Consider the following 19,542-nt stretch of genomic DNA (forward strand, 5'->3'; position numbering starts at 1 on the left):
TTACGAATCAAAGTACCCTGAGTAGAATGATTATAAATTATTCGATTTCTTGGAAAAAGGACTCATGGGGGCATTGATAATGGTACATATAAAAATTCAATTAACAACAAATAAAAAAGAAAAACCTGCTGTAAGTAAGCTAGGTTTTGGAAATTTTTTCACTGATCATATGTTTATTGTAGATTATAATGAAGGAAAGGGTTGGCATGACCATCGTATTACCCCGTATGGATCGATCTTCATTGATCCAGCGGCAAAGGTTTTTCATTATGGTCAAACCGTATTTGAAGGATTAAAAGCGTATTCAACAATAGATGAAAGGGTCCTATTATTTCGCCCAGAGAGAAATTTCAGCCGATTAAATGCTTCGAATGAGCGACTGTGCATTCCTGCTATTAATGAAGAAAAAGCATTGGAAGCGCTAAAAAGATTAATTTCAGTCGATCGTGAATGGATTCCAAGTGAACCTGGTACATCCTTATATATTCGTCCATTTATTATCGCAACCGATCCAAGTTTAGGTGTCGCTCCATCAAAGAGTTACCAATTTATTATGATTATGTGTCCAGTAGGCTCTTATTACGAAGGAGGCATAAAACCAGTTAAAATTCTAGTAGAGGAACAATATGTTCGCGCGGTTGAAGGGGGAACAGGTGCAGCGAAAACAGCCGGTAACTATGCTTCAAGCCTTAAAGGACAAGAACTAGCTGAGAAGAATGGGTACTCTCAAACGTTATGGTTAGACGGGAAAGAAAAACATTACGTCGAAGAAGTAGGTAGCATGAATATTTTCTTTAAAATAAACGGAACAGTTGTAACACCTGCATTAAATGGGAGCATTCTGCCAGGAATTACGCGTGATTCTATGATTCAATTATTAAAATCAAAAAATATTCCAGTTGAAGAACGTAAGGTATCAATTGAAGAGGTTGTTGAGGCTTACCATAACAGAACATTAGAAGAAGCATTTGGTACTGGAACAGCAGCGGTCATTTCGCCCATTGGTGAATTAAAATGGAAGGACGAAAGAATAACGGTGAACAATGGTGACATTGGAGAAGTAACACAGATGCTCTATGATACATTAACAGGAATCCAAAATGGGTCAGTAGAGGATTCTTTTGATTGGACAATGACACTATAAAAATATATAAAAACGAGTCGACATAACTTTGTTTACATTTGAATCAAAATCGCTAGGAACGTCACTTCGTTTCATTTAAGAAACGAACAAATAGGATCTTTAACAGTTTTAAAAGAAGTGGGCAACCACAGACGGGTGGTAAAAGGGAAGAATGGAAAAAATGATATCTGATCGAAGGAAAACTTTAACAGAAAAACAGAATGACTTGAAGGGGAAGAATGATGGAAAATAAACACTCTACTGGTCATTTGCTAGCTTTATTCACCATTATCATATGGGGAACTACCTTTATTTCTACTAAAATCTTACTAATCGATTTTTCACCTGTTGAGATTCTATTTTTTCGTTTCATATTGGGCTTGGTTGCGTTAATGATTGTATACCCACACCGAATGAAGATAGTGAATAAAAAGCATGAATTATTTTTGGCGGCTGCTGGTTTTTGTGGGGTTACATTATATTATTTATTGGAGAATATCGCCCTTACGTTTACGATGGCTTCCAATGTAGGTGTGATCTGTGCATTAGCACCATTTTTCACTGCTATTTTTTCTTATTTATTTTTGAAAGAGGAACCGTTGCGGATCAATTTCTTCCTCGGTTTTGTCGTTGCTATGGCCGGTATGTTTCTAATCAGCTTTAGCAGTACTTCAAATTTTCAACTAAATCCGTTGGGGGACTTATTGGCGATGGCTGCTACCATTGTTTGGGCAGTTTATTCTGTTTTGACGAGAAAAATTAGTAGTTTCGGCTATAATACGTTCCAAACAACAAGAAAGATATTTATTTATGGAATTTTATTTATGTTCCCGGCTTTGTTTCTATTCGAGTTCAATTTGGGGCCCCTGGAGCGTTTTGTGAATCCTATCAACCTTTTTAATTTAATATTTTTGGGCCTAGGTGCCTCTGCGCTTTGTTTTGTAACATGGAACTTCGCTGTTAAAGTATTAGGTCCCGTAAAAACGAGCATCTATATCTACATGATTCCGGTCATTACAGTGGTTACGTCCGTCATCGTATTACAAGAAAAAATTACGTGGCTGGCGGCAATAGGAATAGCTCTGACGTTAGCTGGACTATTTCTTTCAGAGGGCAGAATCTTTTTAAAGAAAAGAACTTCTGAAGCAGAACAGAGGAATCGTTATAAAGTTTCGTAGAATGACAGAGAACTTGTTGAAAGAAGAGAAGAAATAATTTTACAAGATAAAAAGCAGTGAGTATGGATTACGCTCACTGCTTTTACTTTTAGAAATTTAGGGGGCGTCACAGTGCCCTCTTTATTATGATAGTGTAATAACTTCATATTTTGAGGCTAATTCAATAAATTGGTCCATTCCGCTTATTTTCCCGGCTATTAACTTTCCATCTAACTTATAGTAGTCTACACAAGTTTTACATGCAAGAACGTCAACGCCTTTTTCCTCTAGATCATTTAATTGGAGGGATACAAGCGATTCTTCTGTTAATGTAAATACACCTTGATTCATACAAAAAACAGCTACAGGCAGTTCTTCCCTTTGTTTAAGAATGGTAAAGAAGGTTTCTAAAATACCTTCACCTAATTCTTTTTCTCCTTTACCTAACTGATCTGATGCCAGTAAAATTACTTTATTTTTCACTATCTTCACCTCATTCATTATTCTTATCTAGTTGTTAGATTTGAAGTAGATAATAAGATAATAAGAGCTTTAGTAAATGTTATCTATTTCACATACATAATTTAATTTTATCATTAGTCTAGCTCATTCATCTATTTATTTTTTAGATGTAATCTACAGACTCTTATCTACTTTGTAGGGACATGGGTTAACTCTTTGTTTCTTTTCGAAATTGAAGCTTGTAATCTTCCACATATTGTTTAAAACGAATCGGCTTTCGACCTAAGAGCTGTTCTGTATCATCTGTTACAAGTTGGGCAGTTCCTAATTTGGTCATCGTGTATAACATCGTCATTACATTCGCGAATTCTTTTGGTGTACCTCGTTTAATGAGTGTCCTCCTGAATTCAAGTACACCAGGATTACGATAGATGATGGGGCGATTTAACACATAGGACATAATAGAAGCAACTTCATTATATGTAATCGCTTCACGGCCTGTTAATGTATTTTGACTCGTCACAGTGACTTGTCGAATGGAAACTTATTAACATATGAAAAAAAACAGTGAGTGTGGTTTACGCTCACTGTTTTTCATTTAGTTATTATTCAAAAATGTAACTAATGACATCTACTGCTTGATCAACGGTTTCTACTGTTACATTTGCTTTGTTTGAAAGCTCCTTTAATGGGTGAATTAAGGATTCAGGTCTAATGATAATTGTTGGCTTGTTCATTGCAATGGCCATACTAGCGTCCATTGCTGTATTCCATTGTCGATACTTTTCCCAAAATAAAGCAATGACGATATCCGCCTTTTGCATTAAAACTTGTGTTCTGAAATTATTTATATCTGAAGCTGCGTCATCTTTATACAGATTAGAAGGTTGTTTGCCCAGAATCTCCTCACCGATATCGTCTGAACGATCATGGTTTGTTTGCGGGGCTACAAATACGAGAGGAAGATTTCTCTCTTTTGCCTTCTTGGCAACTACCTCTCTCCAATCATCATGAATCTGACCTGCTAAATAAACAGTAAGTTCCATTCCAATTCCTCCAATACAAAATGATCTAACTCTAATAGTATCTAATTTGATGGAGTTTTCAAAGTAATTGAAAATTAAATTTGGGGCGTCACTGTGACGACGAACTGTGACCAAGTACTTTTTTGTTGCTTATTGGAAGGAAAAAGAATATTATTCGTGATTGAGGACGTATTCAGGGAAACGCGGCAGAGTTTTGGAAGGTTGGCTGTTTCTATTAACATATAATTAAGGAGATAAAACGAATGGATAAACAAAGAGATGGATTGAAACCATTTATTAACCTAATTTTATCAACCAATATCCCCAAATTGGCGTTAACCATTGGATTAGTCGGTAGCATAATTACAACAATTGTGGGTCTATCCATTCCGTTATTAACAAGAGAGCTTGTTGATGGTTTTTCAGCGGCATCCATCAATATTAATATCATCCTGATCATTACAGTCGTATTTATTTTACAAGGTGTGATTGATGGGGTATCGACATACATGTTAGCATCTGTCGGACAACGGATTGTGGCAGGTTTGCGTGAGAAAATGTGGGTGAGGCTCATACGGTTGCCTGTAAGTTATTTTGATCAACAACAAAGTGGTGAGTCCGTCAGTCGTGTTGTCAATGACACAGGAATTGTCAAAGACTTAATTTCACAGCATTTCCCTCAATTTATTACCGGGATAATTTCCATTTTTGGAGCCATCATCATCTTACTGATTATGGATTGGAAAATGACCCTTTTAATGCTCATTGCGGTCCCGCTTACAATTGGAATCATGATGCCACTTGGTGGTAAAATGGCCAAAATATCAAGAAGATTACAAGATGCAACAGCTGCATTTTCAGGAAACATTCAACAAACCATCAGTGAAATTCGCTTAATGAAATCTTCTACAGCTGAAAAATTTGAAGAGGAGAAAGGAACTGCAGGAGTGAGAAGTCTTCTCTCCTATGGATTAAAAGAGGCAAGGATCTTTGCATTAATTGGACCTATTATGTACACCATCGTCATGATTGTGATTGTGGTGATCATTGGTTATGGTGGAATACGAGTGGCCAATGGATCCATGACTACCGGTTCTCTCGTGGCTTTTCTGCTCTACCTATTTCAAATTATCTATCCTATCACATCATTTGCGATGTTTTTTACACAGCTTCAAAAAGCTAAAGGGGCTACAGAGCGAATTATTGATATCATGGAGCTGCCTTTAGAAGAAGGTCTAGAAGGGCTTGAACTTGATCTTTCTAATGAAACCATTCATGTTCAGCAAGTGTCTTTCGCATACAGTGAAGAGGAACCTGTTATTGAAGATGTCTCGTTCGAGGCAAACCCAGGTCAAATGATTGCATTTGCTGGACCTAGTGGTGGAGGAAAGACGACGCTATTCGGTTTGCTTGAACGGTACTATGAGCCGACCTCAGGGGAAATTCGAATTGGAGAAACACGAATCAGTGAATTATCCTTAGATTCATGGCGTGGCCAAATTGGCTATGTCTCCCAGGAAAGTGCCATGATGGCTGGAACCATTCGTGAAAATCTATGCTATGGACTAAAAAGTATGGAGAGTATATCAGATGAACGGTTATGGGAAGTGGCAAAAATGGCCTATGCGGACGAATTTATCAAATCGTTCCCAGAAGGATTAAATACTGAAGTGGGGGAGCGGGGAGTCAAATTATCGGGCGGTCAAAGACAACGAATTGCGATTGCTCGGGCTTTTTTGCGAAATCCTAAGATTCTCATGATGGACGAAGCCACAGCAAGCTTGGATAGTCATTCGGAAAGCATTGTTCAAGAAGCACTCTCTCGTTTGATGGAAGGACGAACGACATTTGTTATCGCACACAGATTATCCACAATCGTAGACGCAGATCAAATTATTTTTATTGAAAATGGTCGGATAACAGGAAGAGGAACTCATTCTGAACTAATAGAGTCCCATGATTTATATCGAGCTTTTGCCGAACAGCAATTAACGTAATTACGATAGGGTTCATCCTCTCTCTCCTAAAAAAATCTAATAAAAGGCCCTGTGAAAACTCATAGGGCCTTTTCGGGCGTCACTGTTACTAAGAACAAGTCTTCCTATTCATGATTTTCTCTCATTAGGAAATACTGAAATTACAGTATGCATAATGGAGGATAGGGATGATGCCTGAATTACCAGAAATGGAAACGTATCGAACATTATTGGGTACTTTAATTGGCGGCCAAAAGATTACAGATGTTGTGATACAACGGGAAAAGTCTATTAATGTACCGGTAGATCAATTTACTAAGCAAATTTCTAACCAGACGATTAAAACGATTTCTAGGCGGGCTAAGTATTTGATTTTTCAGTTGGGGGATGGTTCTTACTTACTGTTGCACTTGATGCTCGGCGGATGGATGTTTTTTGGCAAAGAGGAAGATAAACCAGATCGGACTATTCAAGTACGATTATCGTTTGGAGACCAACATTTATTTTTTATTGGGTTGCGTTTAGGCTACTTGCATCTTTTATCATCTGACATGGTCAACAAAGAGTTAGAGGATATGGGACCTGAACCGCTTGATCCTCAATTTTCAATAGATGCCTTTCAACAGTTGATGGAAAAAAGAAAAGGAACACTTAAAACTACATTAATTAATCAAGATGCGCTCGCTGGCATAGGGGGTGGATATTCCGATGAAATCCTTTGGCATGCCGAGCTTCGGCCGGATAAAAAGGTTAACGACCTTGATGGTCAGCAATTAACCCGCCTCTATCATTCGATTCAGTTTATCCTTCAAAGAGGAATCAAGCAGGGCGGTTACATGGAAAATCCGCTATATAAAGGGGACGGCAAAACAGGAGGCTATCAATTTTATGTTCATGCCAGAGAAGGGGATGAGTGTTCGCGCTGTCATGCTCGTATTGTCATGGAGAAAATTTCTTCACGTAAGGCTTATTTTTGTCCAAACTGCCAGCACTAAAAAACATTAGCCACGGTTTAGGTCAATCTTATTTAACTATTTCATTTATTTATAAGGAGGTGTTCTTATGAGGTTTGGCTGCCATCTTTCCATTAAAAATGGATATTTAGCTGCAGCGAAAAAGGCATACGGAATGAAGGCTGCCGCATTTCAATATTTTCCCAAAAACCCACGAAGCCTATCAATTAAGGAATTTGATAAAGAAGAAGCAGCAAATTGTAAGGCTTTTTGTGAGGAAAAAGGAATCCTATCTGTTAGTCATACTCCGTATCCCACGAGTCTCACTCCTCATAATGCTGAGATACGCAGTCAAATTGTTCGGTCTCTACTGAATGACTTGGAGATTGCAGAAGCTTGCGGATCGATTGGAGTGGTCGTTCACTTTGGTAAACACCTCCCAAAAATCTCTTTGCTGGAGAGCTACCAACTAATGATTGAAATGCTAAACGAGGTGCTGGGCCAGTGGGAAGGTCACGTTAAACTTTTACTGGAAAATAGTGCCGGATCACCTGGGGGGATTGGGACGACATTAGAGGAACTTGTCCAAATTCGAAAGCTTTGCCATGAGCCAGAAAAAATAGGCTTTTGCTTTGATACTTGTCATGCGTTTTCCTGCGGATTATGGGATGGAGATAATTGGCTGGAAGTCACAGAAAAAGCTGCAGAACTAGGTTATTTTAAAGAACTTAAAGTTGTGCATTTAAATAATTCTAAATATCCATCGGGAGAAGGAAAGGATCGACACGCTCCCATTTATGGACCGGGCTACATCAAAGAGACCCAATTTGATGAGTTGCTGAAAACTCCAGCACTAAAACAAATCCCCTTTATTCTTGAAACCCCTAAAGAAGAAATCACGCATGAAAAGGAGTTATCCTTGTTAATGGAAAGATGGGCATAGTGAATTGCAAATTAATCAATTAATTAAAGGATGCCAATAGGAGACTTTTGATGAAAGAATTTAAGTGTGTGGATCAAGCAAGATGCTCCTTTTTTATTTAAAACACAATAATTTTATAAAAGGTTCCTACACATTTAAAAGTGAGGAACTTTATTACGTTATCCCCATCCGATTAAAACTATTTTCCTCTTCTTAGCCGTTTTTTGCTGTTATCGTGGTCTTGATAACATCAATTTTCCTATTCCTAGTTGTTATTTGCTGTTATCGCCATCTTGATAACGGCAACCTTCCAATTCCTGGCTGTTATTTGCTGCTATCGCGGTCCTGATAGAGGTAACTTTCCCAATTCCGGCAGCTTTTTGCTGTTATCGCCATCTCGATAACGGCAACCTTCCAATTCCTGGCTGTTATTTGCTGCTATCGTGGTCCTGATAGAGTCAACTTTCCCAATTCCGACAGCTTTTTGCTGTTATCGCCACCCGATCCTTGTTTTTAGTTAAATGGATTAGGTAAAAGGTACAGATATAGGTGTGTTTCAATAAAATAATAACCTAATTCAATATTTTTTTATTGAAAAACGATAAATAATGTATTAGAATCAAATATGAAATAATGAAATGAGGTGTATTTATGAAAAATGGTTCAACACTCTTTTTAAAATTAGCGTTATTTGTAATAGGTATTCCCGTTTTGGTCCTATGCATCTTTTTATTGCCACAGCTAGCGAACACGGCATTTAGAGAAGCTGCAAACGGAGCCTCATTAGGTTATATGGTCCTTGGTATATTAGTGATTATGTATGTTTCCGCGATACCGTTTTACATTGCATTGTATCAAGCGTTTAAGCTTTTAAGTTATATTGACAAGAATGAAGCTTTCTCGCAAGTGTCTGTAACAGCGCTAAAGAAAATCAAAAACTGTGCCATCTCCATCAGTAGCTTGTATTTGGTCATTATCCCGTTTGTTTTTATCATAGCGCAGTGGGATGACGCGCCTGGTCTTGTATTAATCGGCTTGGTTGTTATTGGTGCTTCCCTCGTGATCGCAGTCTTTGCAGCTGTTCTCCAAAGGCTATTACAACAAGCAATTGATATTAAAAATGAAAATGATTTAACGGTCTGAGGTGAGAGAATGGCAATTATCGTGAATCTTGATGTGATGTTAGCTAAAAGAAAAATGAGTGTAACAGAGCTTTCGGAGAGGGTTGGTGTAACGATGGCTAATATTTCCATATTGAAAAATGGAAAGGCTAAGGCCATTCGCTTCTCTACGTTAGAGGCAATTTGTAAGGCATTAGATTGCCAGCCAGGAGATATATTAGAATACAAAAATGATGAGGAAGCGTAAGGTTAATTTCATAGAAGCAGATATGTTTTTAAAATAGGTTCCTTTTGTTATTAAAGTTATAAAAGGGGAGTTCTATATGAATATTACGATTCAAAAGGAATCTCAAAAAAGGTCATCAAAGATCCAAATTATAAAATCGTTTAAACAACTTGTTCATTTTGGTTGGGAGCAGGCTCTATCTTGTTTGTTCCCAGTTGTTATTTTTTCCGCCTTAGCCATTACACAAATCGTGCCGCTTCCAATCCTGCCAAGGTATGACTGGCTGCTCATTATCTTCCTTCTCATGCAATGGTGGATGGTGCGTTCTGGGCTTGAGACACGGGATGAGCTAAAGGTTATCACCCTATTTCACCTAATTGGTCTAGCTCTTGAAATCTTCAAAGTACATATGGGCTCTTGGTCATATCCAGAGGAAGGCTATTTTAAAATCTTAGGAGTGCCCTTGTACAGTGGTTTCATGTATGCAAGTGTAGCGAGTTATCTTTGCCAAGCATGGAGAAGGTTAAAGGTTAATCTTGTAAAGTGGCCTCCGTTTATAGTAGTCGTTCCTTTAGCAGGAGCTATTTATTTTAATTTTTTTACCCATCATTTCTGGATTGACGTTCGCTTATGGTTAGCTGGGCTAGTCATGATCGTGTTTTGGCAAACATGGGTCACATTTGTGGTAAATGGAACGCGTTATCGGATGCCGCTCGCACTATCCTTTGTTTTGATCGGATTTTTTATTTGGATTGCAGAGAATATTGCCACCTTCTTTGGAGCTTGGGAATATCCAAATCAAACAGATGCATGGAGTCTCGTTCACTTAGGAAAGGTGAGTTCATGGATATTATTGGTGATTGTCAGCTTTTTGATTGTAGCAACGTTAAAGCAGGTTAAGGGAAGGAAAAATGAATAAGTTTTACAGGGGGGGATAGAAAATGGCAATGAAAATTCCTTTATTCAATCAAAGTCAACCGAGAGAATCCAAACTGAATCAGGAGAGTCATATTCCAGAACATATAGCCATTATTATGGACGGAAATGGCCGCTGGGCTGGAAAACGTGGGATGCCTCGATTTGCGGGCCATAAAGAAGGGGTATCAACCATTGTAAAAATTGTTAAGGCAGCCATCAAATATAAGGTTAAGGTATTGACGCTTTATGCGTTTTCAACAGAAAACTGGAAACGTCCAAAGCCTGAAATAGATTTTATATTGCGGCTTCCTAAGGAGTTTCTCGATATTTATTTGCCAGAACTTATATCCAACAATGTACGTATTAACGTAATTGGTGATATGGAAAAGCTCCCATCCTATTCAAGAGAAGCTGTACAGTATGCGGTTGATCGTACAAGGGATAATGGCGGCCTTCAGCTGAATTTTGCGCTTAACTATGGAAGCAGGCATGAGCTTTTGAACGCCATGAAAAAAATACTCACAGATATAAATGATGATAAATTAACTTGGGATGAACTAGACGAACAGCAGGTTTCAAGATACCTATATACAGCAGGACTTCCAGAGCCTGATTTGCTTATTAGAACAGGCGGGGAAAAACGGCTCAGCAATTTTCTCCTTTGGCAGCTAGCCTATACGGAATTCTGGTTTACGGATGTGCTGTGGCCTGATTTCTCCGAGACGGAATTCCTGGATGCATTGGAAGAATACCGGCAACGCAAAAGGAGATTTGGTGGCATTTAAACGAGTAAAAAATAGAATGTTGGAGATGGGAACTAGTTCAGATTCCTTGCAGGTCATTTATTTATATTTAATAAAAATTATTATCTAGATCTATCAATTTTGATAAAAAGGGGCCTTTACCACAGATATAAGGTGGTATAGGCCCCTTTTTTTATCATGCTACACAACGTATCATGTATGTAAACCTAGGTTTCTAGGAAAATATGAATCAAAATGGTATAACTTTCATCATAAGAGCATAAGGAGGAATGGATTTTGACACTAGGTGAAAAAATAAAAGAGTTTAGAAAGAAAACAGGTTTATCACAGGAACAGTTGGCGGATAAATTGAGTGTGTCAAGGCAGGCAATTACCAAATGGGAAAATGACAGGGGCATTCCTGATATTACTAATTTGCAATGTCTTGCTAACTTATTTGATGTGAGTATTGATTCATTAATTAATAACTCTAAAAATATTACAACTATCGTAAATAAAGAAGATATTGAAATAGATACATATAAGATTACCGGAAAATGCCGTTCCAAGTACGATGCAGTGGTAAAAGATAAATATCAAGCTGCTGAAACCATATATCCCCTAATACGAAGGAAAAAATTAAATTTGGCACAAGAAATTGTTGATTTTATTGTCCAGCCTGGTGTTCTGCATGTTGCGGATGCACTTAACGATATGTCTGCGTACTATTTGGTTGAAACCCATAACAAGCAGCTGCTAGTGCAGGTGACGAAAACATATATCAAGGGAAAAGAATTAAACATTAAATTTCATTCAAAAAAATGCATAATTGACGGCCATGTTTTTAAAAAGGCTACATACACACTCTAATACCCCGTGTTTTATTAATCCATAAAATTATTGGTATTGAAAAGGGAATACAGTGAAATATAAACATGTAAAAAAATTTCAATTCAATTGGGGGATTAGGAAATGGAAAAGGAAAATAATGATCTAAACGAACTGATAAAAAATAGGGAAAACAGTGAAACTCTTGAAATTAGTTCAACAGGGTATGGATTAGAATCGGTTACACACGAAGCAAAGGAAAATAAACAGATCGATCGTAACCCGTCAGATTGTGGAGGTTTGTAAGGTAACAGAAGGAAGATGCCGGCCGTTCAAAAAAATTTAGGAATCGCTCTTGCGCCAGATAGGGTCAGTACCTCAACATTCGAGGGACTGATCCTTTTTATTACTTCAAATGTTTCGAGACTTTGTAATATTTCTGAGAAAAAAAGAGGAGTATAGGGGATCGTGTCGAATTATATTTTGTTAAAGATTCAGTTTATTGATATTTTTATGAGCAAAGAGGAATCTTAAAAATATAGAATGATGGGGGATTCATGTGAGAAAATTAACAGGTTTTATTATGGCTCTAATCACAATCGGTCTAATATTAACTGGTTGTGGAAATGCAGAGCAAGAACAGTCTAACAAGGACGATCAGAGCACTGAGAAAGACTCCGTTAATATCGGAATGTTGAAATTAACTAGTTCGGCGCCACTTTTCATAGCTTTAGAAAAAGGCCTTTTTGAAGAAGAAAACATTAAGGCTGAGGCAACTTGGTTTGAAGCAGCACAACCGATTGCCGTAGCGACAGCAGGAGGCAGCGTGGATGTAGGTGCGACTGGAATTACAGCTAGCATTTACAATATGGTTGCAGGAGGACAGCAGCTTTGGATTGTAGCTGATAAAGGACGTGAGGAAGAAGGGTATTCATCAACGGCCTTAATGGTAGCGAACGATTCGGATATTACGAAAGTAGAAGAACTGAAAGGGAAAAGAGTTGGAATTACACAAACAGGTTCAACGTTCCATTATATGGCAGGCAGGGTTCTGGAAAACCATGGATTAACATTAGATGATATTGAACTAGTTCCGTTAAATAGCATTCCAGGACTGATGGATTCCTTGAAAGGAAAACAAGTAGATGCTGTTCTATTGAATGAACCAAACATTTCAATTGCTGTGGAAGAAGGCTATGGGAAAGTGATTACCCAAGTAGGGGAGGAAATCGATTACCAAACCTCAGCGATCTTTTATTCACCAAAGTTTGCTGAAAATCGAGATTTAGCTGTTCGTTTTATGTCTGCCTATGAGAAGGCTGTGAAATATTATCATGATGCTGTACTAATAAAGGAAAACGGGGAACTGGTAAAGGGTGAAAATTATGATGAAGTTATCAACATCATTGCCAAATATACCGACCAGGAGCCAGCCTTAATTGAAAAAGGTCTACCTTATATTGAACCAAAAGGAAGATTATTAGAGGAAGATATTCAAACACAGATCGATTGGTACGCTGAGAAAAAATTGATTGAGAATAAGATTGATAGCAGTGAGATTGTGAATACAGAATTTCTAGAAGAAGCCTTGAAAAAGTAGGAAGTGAATGGACATCATGAGAATCGTCGTAGAAAATGTAGGAAAAACCTTTGTTGACTCTAAAAAACACGAGGTAACGGCTTTAAAGGATATTAATTTTTCAATTGGGGAAGAAGAATTTGTCGTTCTTGTCGGTCCAAGTGGATGTGGCAAATCAACCCTTTTAAATATTGTGGGCGGCCTCATGTCGCCCAGTACGGGGCAAGTGTATTTTGAAGGAACAACAGGGAAGGATCCTAAATTAGGCGTTGTGTTTCAGGAAATTGCTTTATTTCCTTGGCGGACCGTTTACGAAAATGTGATTTACGGTCTAGAGGAAAATGGGAATAGTAAAAAGGAGTGCCAAGAAAAGGGTAAATATTATATTGATATGGTAGGACTAACTGGGTTTGAAAAAGCTTATCCGAAACAGCTATCAGGGGGAATGAAACAGCGTGCTGGAATTGCCAGAGCTCTATCCGTGGAACCTGATTTGTTATTAATGGATGAACCTTTTTCAGCTTTGGATGCACAAACACGAACGCTTATGCAGGAAGAGCTGCTTCAAATTTGGGAACGAACCCGATTAAGCACCTTGTATGTCACGCATAATATTCAAGAAGCGGTTGCTTTGGCTGATCGGGTAATTGTGTTGTCGCGACACCCTGGACAAATTAAAAGTGTCATTCATATTGATTTGCCAAAAATGGAGCGTCAACAAGAGCAGTACCGTGAACAATTCGAGCATTATTCCAATGAGATTTGGAATTTAATACGCCATGATGCGCAAGAAGCGTTAAAGGAGGCGTATTAAATGCAAGAATCAAGAACGATTATTAAAAATAAGGTAGATTTTCTTGATAAGAAAGTTCCACGCTATGCTCCCGTATTGGGAATCATTGGAATCCTTATCGTATGGGAGATCGTTTGCAAATTGCAAATTGTTCCTCCGTTATTTCTACCAGCGCCAACGGCCATTTTACTAGCTGGCTGGGACATGATTATTTCGGGAGAGCTTCATCAAAACCTATTAGCAAGTCTTTACAGGATTGTAGGTGGTTACTTTATCGGAGCTATCGTTGGAATCATTATAGGACTGATTCTCGGTTTTTCAAAGTGGGCAGATGCCATTCTAAATCCGATTGTTTATTCCATTTATCCAATTCCAAAAATTGCCCTATTGCCACTCATTATTTTATGGTTTGGAATCGGAGAAATGCCAAAAGTTGCAATTATTGCACTTGGGGTCTTTTTCCCGGTAGTGATTAACACGTATTCAGGTGTAAAAAATGTCGATTCGATTCTCATTAAAGCGGCTGTCACATTTGGCTCGAATCACTTTAATGTCATACGAAAGGTCATCTTGCCAGGTGCTCTGCCAACAATCTTTGCCGGATTGAGATTATCTGCAGGTACATCACTATTACTTCTTGTCTCTGCTGAAATGATTGCAGCAAAGAATGGGATTGGGGCAATGGTTCTGCACTATGGAAATTTGATGGTCATCACTAAATTAATGGTTGGGGTCCTAGTCCTCTCTCTCCTCGGTCTACTCTTTAACAAAGGATTACACTGGCTTGAAGGAAAACTTCTACCGTGGAAATAAAGTGAAACTTCCATAAGTGGGGGCTTTCCTGTCCGTTTAGCCTGATAAAAAGTAGCCTGACACTATTTAGAAATAGATGGTGTCAGGCTTTTTTACTTTATTCAGCAAATGCCTTTTATAACAAAAGCTTGCGGCAGATCCGGAAGTTCTCTACTTCTATAAGTGGTAGAGAAAAACTATTATTGCTAAATGAAGTGAGGTCTCCCTAGAATGCCCCGGAGGCTTTAAGGTGTTTTATCAAGAGAGCCGACGACTTTCAACTGACTGAATATACATTCAGTTGAAAGTCACAGGATGTGGCGATTTGACACGTGATATATACCCGGACGCAAATTCGGCGGGCGGATGTGTTATTTAAAAACGTACACGGTTTTCAAAGGTAAAACAGAAGACTTTCCTGCATTTCATTAGGTCTTTTCATATCTAACTCGAAATAGGGAAAACTTCAATTAGTAAACAATTAACCCAAATGAGGTGATGATTTGATGGATCCATTAGTGGAGGTCAGGAGTGTATCGAAGATTTTTGGCAGATCCCCTAAAGCTGCCATTGATTTATTGAAACAGGGGAAATCAAAGAAAGAAATTTTGAAAGAATCAGGGCTCACGGTTGGCGTTAATAATGTAAGTTTCAAAATTTATCCTGGTGAGATTTTCGTCATCATGGGTTTATCCGGGAGCGGAAAGTCCACTTTAATTCGGATGTTTAACCGTCTGATTGATCCTACGATTGGAGAAATACTGATAAAAAATGAGGATATCGTTAAAATGAATGCCGCAAGATTACGAGAAACTAGACAAAAAAGAATCAGTATGGTTTTTCAAAACTTTGCGCTTTTTCCTCATAAAACGATTTTGGAAAACGCAGAATTTGGTCTTGAAATCAAGAAGGTGGCCCGGGATGAACGTCGTGAAAAGGCGATGCAGGCTTTAGAGGCTGTCGGATTAAAAGGTTACGAACACCAATATCCATCACAATTGAGTGGTGGAATGCAACAAAGGGTGGGTCTTGCTAGAGCCCTTGCAAGCGATACGGATATTATCTTAATGGACGAAGCCTTCAGTGCACTTGATCCACTAATTCGCAAAGATATGCAAGATGAACTAATAGGGATTCAGGAACAATACAAGAAAACGATTATTTTTATTACCCATGATTTAGATGAAGCACTAAGAATTGGTGATCGAATTGCATTGATGAAAGATGGTAGCGTCATTCAACTTGGGACCCCCGAAGAGATTATGATTAATCCTGCAAATAAATTTGTTGAGAAGTTTGTTGAAGATGTTGATTTATCAAAGGTCATAACAGCCTCACACGTGATGAAGCGTGGAGAAAGAATTAGTGTTGATCGTGGTCCACGGGTTGCGTTAGAAATTATGCGAAATCAAGGGTATTCCAGCATTTTTATTGTAGATCGTAAAAATAAGTTGTTGGGAGCACTTACTGCTGAACAAGCACGTCAAGCCATTGATCAAAATCAAACCATTGCCGAAGCTATGACAACGGATATTCCTACGGTTTCAGAAGATACATTGCTTACCGACCTAATGGATGTGATCGCAACATCCAGTTTACCAATATCGGTTATTGATGAAGAAAATCGATTCAAAGGAATTGTCATACGTGGGGCCGTCATAGCGGCTTTAGCGGGAAATAAAGATTCTTTGAATGAATTGGAAGTGACAAGTTAAATGGCTATCCCTAAAATTCCACTAGGAGAATGGGTAGATTCTTTTGTCGCATGGTTAACGGTTGCTTGGGCTGGATTTTTTACTTTTATCACTAATCTAATTGACGGTCTATTGGACATCATTGTTGATGTATTAAGTGTAGGCCCTCCAATCGTCTTAGTTATTGTCTTAACGCTAGTGGTCACCTACACTAGCAGATGGCCTTTAGGAGTTTTTACTTTAGTTAGTTTATTGTTGATTGATAATCTTGGGTATTGGGAATCAAGTATTCAAACCATTGCGATCGTATTATTATCCGGATTGCTTACGATCATTATCGGAGTTCCTCTGGGAATATGGTGTGCACAGAGAAAAACAGTGCAAAACATCCTTACACCTATTTTAGACTTTATGCAGACGATGCCTGCATTTGTATATTTAATTCCAGCTATTTTATTTTTTGGGATTGGGGTTGTGCCAGGAATAATTGCCTCCTTTATCTTCGCGATTGCACCAACGATACGTATGACAAATCTTGGTATTCAGAGGGTGCCTAAAGATTTAACGGAAGCGGCCAATGCATTTGGTGCGACTACCAGTCAAAAGTTATTCAAAGTTCAATTACCATTAGCCACTCCAACGATTATGGCTGGGATTAATCAGAGTATTATGCTTGCCTTATCAATGGTTGTTACAGCGTCATTAGTTGGGGCACCTGGACTTGGAGCAGATGTATACCGGGCGGTTAGTCAAATTGACGTAGGACAAGGTTTTGAAGCTGGATTGTCGATCGTTTTTATCGCAATTATTCTTGATCGTATTACGCAAAACTTACGTAAACCAGCCTATAGGGATGTTGTCAAGCCTAAAATTGTTTATTCTATTTTAGCGTTACTTGTACTGGTGACGGCTATTGTAGTACCGATTACTGAAAATAAAGGTACGATGAATGGGAATGCGAACGGGATTGGTGCTCAAACAGAATATGAAATTATTGGGATTGAACCTGGAGCAGGTATTATGGGTTTGACAAACGACGCGCTAGAAGATTATGGGCTAAATAATTGGACGTTAGTCGAAGGTTCCTCTGCCGCAATGGTTGCTGAGCTACAGAAGGCCTATAGGAGTCAGGAGCCAATTATTATCACTGGATGGTCTCCACATTGGATGTTTTCTTCATTCGGTTTGAAGTATCTTGACGACCCGAAAGGCTCCTTTGGTGGATCTGAAAGCATCCATACAATTGTACGAAAGGGTCTTGAACAAGATGCCCCTGGTGCTTATAAAATTCTTGATCAATTTTCTTGGGAACCAAGTGATATGGAGGCTGTAATGGTCAATATTACAGAGGGAGTTGACCCAAGTGAAGCCGCTGAACAGTGGATTGGTGCTAATCCTGAAAAAGTTTCCCAATGGACAAACGGTGCCCAATCAGGAAGTGGTGAACCGATCAATCTTGTTTATGTTGCTTGGGACACAGAAATAGCCAGTACATATGTAGTTGGCAAGGTTCTCGAGCAAAATGGTTATGATGTGACATTAAGCCAAGTCGAAGTGGGGCCTATGTTTGCTGGAGTAGCCAACGGAAGTGCAGATGGGATGGTGAGTGCATGGCTTCCAACTACACATGTTGAATTTTATGATACCTATAAAAATGATTTTATTGACCTTGGAGAAAACCTTCAAGGGACGAAAAATGGGTTGGTTGTACCAGAATATGTGGATATTGATTCAATTGATGACTTGAAAAAATAAGATAAGGGAGACCGTTCTAGTTTTTCATAAATGGTACTTTCATTTATTGAAACATCAGAATGGTCTTCTTCATTTATTAAAATACATTATAATATTCCCATGGACAAAGTCTTTACTTATTAGTGAAATTACACAGCTAAAGAAGGAATTGGGACAAATTCCGAATTAAATGAGAACCATAGAAATAATTTTTATAATGTAATTTAGACTAAAAAGTTTGAAGGAGAAATCAAACCTCCCTAAGAAATAGTTAAGATGATTCATAGAAAATTATGTGGAGGGGAAAATGAAGATAGTCATTGCAGGTGGAACAGGGTTTATTGGGCGGAAATTAACGGAACTTCTACTTGGTGAAGGACATCAAATTATGATCTTAACAAGAAAGATTAAAAAACCTGAAGGAAATGTTTCGTATGTTCAATGGCTTGAGAATGGAACATCCCCTGAAGTTGAAATCAAAGAAGCGGATGCATTTATAAATCTAGCCGGGGTTTCAATTAATGACGGGCGATGGAATGCAAAGCACAAGAAACAAATTTATGAGAGTCGAGCGGAGGCAACAGATGAGTTATTGCGGATCATCTCCTTATTACCTAAAAAACCTGCTGTATTAGTGAATGCAAGTGCGATTGGCATTTATCCAACCTCAATCAATGCTAGGTATACAGAAGATTCGATAGAAACATCAAATGACTTCCTCGGGAAGACTGTATATGATTGGGAAAATAAAGCGAGGAAAGTAGAAGCGTACGGTACTCGTACAGTTTTTATGAGATTCGGCGTTGTTTTGGGAAGAGATGATGGCGCGCTGCCTCTCATGGTGTTGCCGTATCGATTGTTTGTCGGTGGCACGATTGGATCAGGTAAACAATGGGTATCTTGGGTTCATGTCGATGATGTTGTCCGAGCGATTGCGTTCGTCATGAATCATCCCGAATTAAGTGGGCCTGTAAATGTGACCGCACCTTCACCAGTACAGATGATCGATTTTGGCAAGGAGATTGGAACAGTTTTACATCGTCCGCATTGGCTGCCTGTTCCTACTTTTGTTATGAAATTAGTACTTGGACAAAAAAGCACTCTTGTTCTTGAGGGACAGCATGTGGAACCTCAAGTTTTAATGCAAAAAGGATTTCAATTCACTTTTCCAACTCTTCGCCAAGGTTTAGAGGATTTATCAGGCTTAACGGGCAGTAAGACCCCCACCTCAAGATTCTGAGTAAAATAAAAGAAGAGAGGTGGAGGATCAACTGCCCGTAAAGCTCCGATTGGTTCAACTAACCATCAGTGGGGGATGAAAGAAAACCCCCACTAATGGAAGTTTCACTTTATTGATCGTAAAGTAAAAAGGGTTTGCCATCCAGTTAATATTTTAATATATTGGATGGCTCTCTTATTTTGTTGTCAGTACCTCGACTAGTTTCAAGTCTTTTCCTACTTGATAAACATCAGCAATGCCTTGTTATTGGATGGCC

General features: G+C 38.5%; 20 protein-coding genes. 17 read left to right on the plus strand and 3 right to left on the minus strand.

Features of this window, described 5'->3' with window-relative positions; genetic code table 11:
* The first annotated feature begins 79 nt into the window (after positions 1–79).
* Positions 80–1,144, plus strand: coding sequence for a branched-chain amino acid aminotransferase (locus R4Z10_RS02445; protein WP_338471653.1), 1,065 nt, complete (start codon positions 80–82; stop codon positions 1,142–1,144).
* A gap of 221 nt (positions 1,145–1,365) precedes the next feature.
* Positions 1,366–2,301: a DMT family transporter gene (locus tag R4Z10_RS02450; protein WP_338471654.1), complete on the plus strand. Its 936-nt coding sequence runs from the start codon at positions 1,366–1,368 to the stop codon at positions 2,299–2,301.
* 123 nt (positions 2,302–2,424) lie between these two features.
* Here the strand turns inward: R4Z10_RS02450 and R4Z10_RS02455 are convergent, their stop codons facing one another.
* The 3 genes from R4Z10_RS02455 to R4Z10_RS02465 all read right to left on the minus strand — a co-directional run bounded on the left by R4Z10_RS02455 (position 2,425) and on the right by R4Z10_RS02465 (position 3,788).
* Positions 2,425–2,763: a DsrE family protein gene (locus R4Z10_RS02455; protein WP_338471655.1), complete on the minus strand. Its 339-nt coding sequence runs from the start codon at positions 2,761–2,763 to the stop codon at positions 2,425–2,427.
* Between the two features lie 187 nt (positions 2,764–2,950).
* Positions 2,951–3,265 carry a hypothetical protein gene (locus R4Z10_RS02460; RefSeq protein WP_338471656.1) on the minus strand — a complete coding sequence of 105 codons (315 nt, stop codon included), beginning with the start codon at positions 3,263–3,265 and terminating at the stop codon, positions 2,951–2,953.
* A gap of 82 nt (positions 3,266–3,347) precedes the next feature.
* On the minus strand, positions 3,348–3,788 hold the full coding sequence (locus tag R4Z10_RS02465) for a YtoQ family protein (protein WP_338471657.1): 441 nt from the start codon (positions 3,786–3,788) through the stop codon (positions 3,348–3,350).
* A gap of 242 nt (positions 3,789–4,030) precedes the next feature.
* Between R4Z10_RS02465 and R4Z10_RS02470 the strand changes: the two genes are divergently transcribed.
* From R4Z10_RS02470 to R4Z10_RS02540, 15 genes are all read left to right on the plus strand, one after another.
* On the plus strand, positions 4,031–5,764 hold the full coding sequence (locus R4Z10_RS02470) for an ABC transporter ATP-binding protein (protein ID WP_338471658.1): 1,734 nt from the start codon (positions 4,031–4,033) through the stop codon (positions 5,762–5,764).
* A gap of 170 nt (positions 5,765–5,934) precedes the next feature.
* Positions 5,935–6,738, plus strand: coding sequence for a DNA-formamidopyrimidine glycosylase family protein (locus R4Z10_RS02475; RefSeq protein ID WP_338471659.1), 804 nt, complete (start codon positions 5,935–5,937; stop codon positions 6,736–6,738).
* A gap of 67 nt (positions 6,739–6,805) precedes the next feature.
* The gene (locus tag R4Z10_RS02480) at positions 6,806–7,639 is read left to right on the plus strand and encodes a deoxyribonuclease IV (RefSeq protein WP_338471660.1); all 834 of its coding nucleotides are present in this window, start codon (positions 6,806–6,808) and stop codon (positions 7,637–7,639) included.
* A 630-nt stretch (positions 7,640–8,269) separates the two neighbouring features.
* Complete coding sequence (locus R4Z10_RS02485; protein ID WP_338471661.1) at positions 8,270–8,761, plus strand: DUF2975 domain-containing protein; 492 nt, start codon at positions 8,270–8,272, stop codon at positions 8,759–8,761.
* Positions 8,762–8,770: 9 nt separating this feature from the next.
* Positions 8,771–8,986 (plus strand): helix-turn-helix transcriptional regulator, encoded by a 216-nt coding sequence (locus R4Z10_RS02490; protein ID WP_338471662.1) that lies wholly within the window; start codon positions 8,771–8,773, stop codon positions 8,984–8,986.
* A 130-nt stretch (positions 8,987–9,116) separates the two neighbouring features.
* A complete protein-coding gene (locus tag R4Z10_RS02495) occupies positions 9,117–9,884 on the plus strand; it encodes a DUF817 domain-containing protein (RefSeq protein ID WP_338473142.1) in 768 nt (255 codons plus the stop codon).
* A gap of 22 nt (positions 9,885–9,906) precedes the next feature.
* Positions 9,907–10,668 (plus strand): isoprenyl transferase, encoded by a 762-nt coding sequence (locus R4Z10_RS02500; protein ID WP_338471663.1) that lies wholly within the window; start codon positions 9,907–9,909, stop codon positions 10,666–10,668.
* Positions 10,669–10,923: 255 nt separating this feature from the next.
* A complete protein-coding gene (locus tag R4Z10_RS02505) occupies positions 10,924–11,496 on the plus strand; it encodes a helix-turn-helix transcriptional regulator (RefSeq protein ID WP_338471664.1) in 573 nt (190 codons plus the stop codon).
* Positions 11,497–11,598: 102 nt separating this feature from the next.
* Positions 11,599–11,760 (plus strand): hypothetical protein, encoded by a 162-nt coding sequence (locus R4Z10_RS02510; RefSeq protein WP_338471665.1) that lies wholly within the window; start codon positions 11,599–11,601, stop codon positions 11,758–11,760.
* A gap of 253 nt (positions 11,761–12,013) precedes the next feature.
* Entirely contained in the window at positions 12,014–13,054 is a 1,041-nt protein-coding gene (locus tag R4Z10_RS02515) for an ABC transporter substrate-binding protein (RefSeq protein WP_338471666.1), read from the plus strand.
* A 16-nt stretch (positions 13,055–13,070) separates the two neighbouring features.
* Complete coding sequence (locus tag R4Z10_RS02520; RefSeq protein ID WP_338471667.1) at positions 13,071–13,847, plus strand: ABC transporter ATP-binding protein; 777 nt, start codon at positions 13,071–13,073, stop codon at positions 13,845–13,847.
* Positions 13,848–14,639 carry an ABC transporter permease gene (locus R4Z10_RS02525; protein WP_338471668.1) on the plus strand — a complete coding sequence of 264 codons (792 nt, stop codon included), beginning with the start codon at positions 13,848–13,850 and terminating at the stop codon, positions 14,637–14,639. It begins immediately after the preceding gene.
* A 485-nt stretch (positions 14,640–15,124) separates the two neighbouring features.
* A complete protein-coding gene (locus tag R4Z10_RS02530; protein ID WP_338471669.1) occupies positions 15,125–16,333 on the plus strand; it encodes a glycine betaine/L-proline ABC transporter ATP-binding protein in 1,209 nt (402 codons plus the stop codon).
* The gene (locus tag R4Z10_RS02535; protein ID WP_338471670.1) at positions 16,334–18,067 is read left to right on the plus strand and encodes a glycine betaine ABC transporter substrate-binding protein; all 1,734 of its coding nucleotides are present in this window, start codon (positions 16,334–16,336) and stop codon (positions 18,065–18,067) included.
* A gap of 286 nt (positions 18,068–18,353) precedes the next feature.
* Entirely contained in the window at positions 18,354–19,286 is a 933-nt protein-coding gene (locus R4Z10_RS02540) for a TIGR01777 family oxidoreductase (protein WP_338471671.1), read from the plus strand.
* Positions 19,287–19,542: the final 256 nt, after the last annotated feature.

Source organism: Niallia sp. XMNu-256, assembly GCF_036670015.1.
In the GTDB taxonomy this organism is placed as follows: domain Bacteria; phylum Bacillota; class Bacilli; order Bacillales; family Cytobacillaceae; genus Bacillus_BD.

What these genes read in the sequence shown, in the direction of transcription:
- R4Z10_RS02445 (WP_338471653.1), top strand. Translation starts at nt 80, where the DNA reads ATGGTACATATAAAAATTCAATTAACAACAAATAAAAAAGAAAAACCT.
- R4Z10_RS02450 (WP_338471654.1), top strand. Translation starts at nt 1,366, where the DNA reads ATGGAAAATAAACACTCTACTGGTCATTTGCTAGCTTTATTCACCATT.
- R4Z10_RS02465 (WP_338471657.1), bottom strand. Translation starts at nt 3,788, where the DNA reads ATGGAACTTACTGTTTATTTAGCAGGTCAGATTCATGATGATTGGAGA.
- R4Z10_RS02470 (WP_338471658.1), top strand. Translation starts at nt 4,031, where the DNA reads ATGGATAAACAAAGAGATGGATTGAAACCATTTATTAACCTAATTTTA.
- R4Z10_RS02475 (WP_338471659.1), top strand. Translation starts at nt 5,935, where the DNA reads ATGCCTGAATTACCAGAAATGGAAACGTATCGAACATTATTGGGTACT.
- R4Z10_RS02480 (WP_338471660.1), top strand. Translation starts at nt 6,806, where the DNA reads ATGAGGTTTGGCTGCCATCTTTCCATTAAAAATGGATATTTAGCTGCA.
- R4Z10_RS02485 (WP_338471661.1), top strand. Translation starts at nt 8,270, where the DNA reads ATGAAAAATGGTTCAACACTCTTTTTAAAATTAGCGTTATTTGTAATA.
- R4Z10_RS02490 (WP_338471662.1), top strand. Translation starts at nt 8,771, where the DNA reads ATGGCAATTATCGTGAATCTTGATGTGATGTTAGCTAAAAGAAAAATG.
- R4Z10_RS02500 (WP_338471663.1), top strand. Translation starts at nt 9,907, where the DNA reads ATGGCAATGAAAATTCCTTTATTCAATCAAAGTCAACCGAGAGAATCC.
- R4Z10_RS02510 (WP_338471665.1), top strand. Translation starts at nt 11,599, where the DNA reads ATGGAAAAGGAAAATAATGATCTAAACGAACTGATAAAAAATAGGGAA.
- R4Z10_RS02520 (WP_338471667.1), top strand. Translation starts at nt 13,071, where the DNA reads ATGAGAATCGTCGTAGAAAATGTAGGAAAAACCTTTGTTGACTCTAAA.
- R4Z10_RS02525 (WP_338471668.1), top strand. Translation starts at nt 13,848, where the DNA reads ATGCAAGAATCAAGAACGATTATTAAAAATAAGGTAGATTTTCTTGAT.
- R4Z10_RS02530 (WP_338471669.1), top strand. Translation starts at nt 15,125, where the DNA reads ATGGATCCATTAGTGGAGGTCAGGAGTGTATCGAAGATTTTTGGCAGA.
- R4Z10_RS02535 (WP_338471670.1), top strand. Translation starts at nt 16,334, where the DNA reads ATGGCTATCCCTAAAATTCCACTAGGAGAATGGGTAGATTCTTTTGTC.
- R4Z10_RS02540 (WP_338471671.1), top strand. Translation starts at nt 18,354, where the DNA reads ATGAAGATAGTCATTGCAGGTGGAACAGGGTTTATTGGGCGGAAATTA.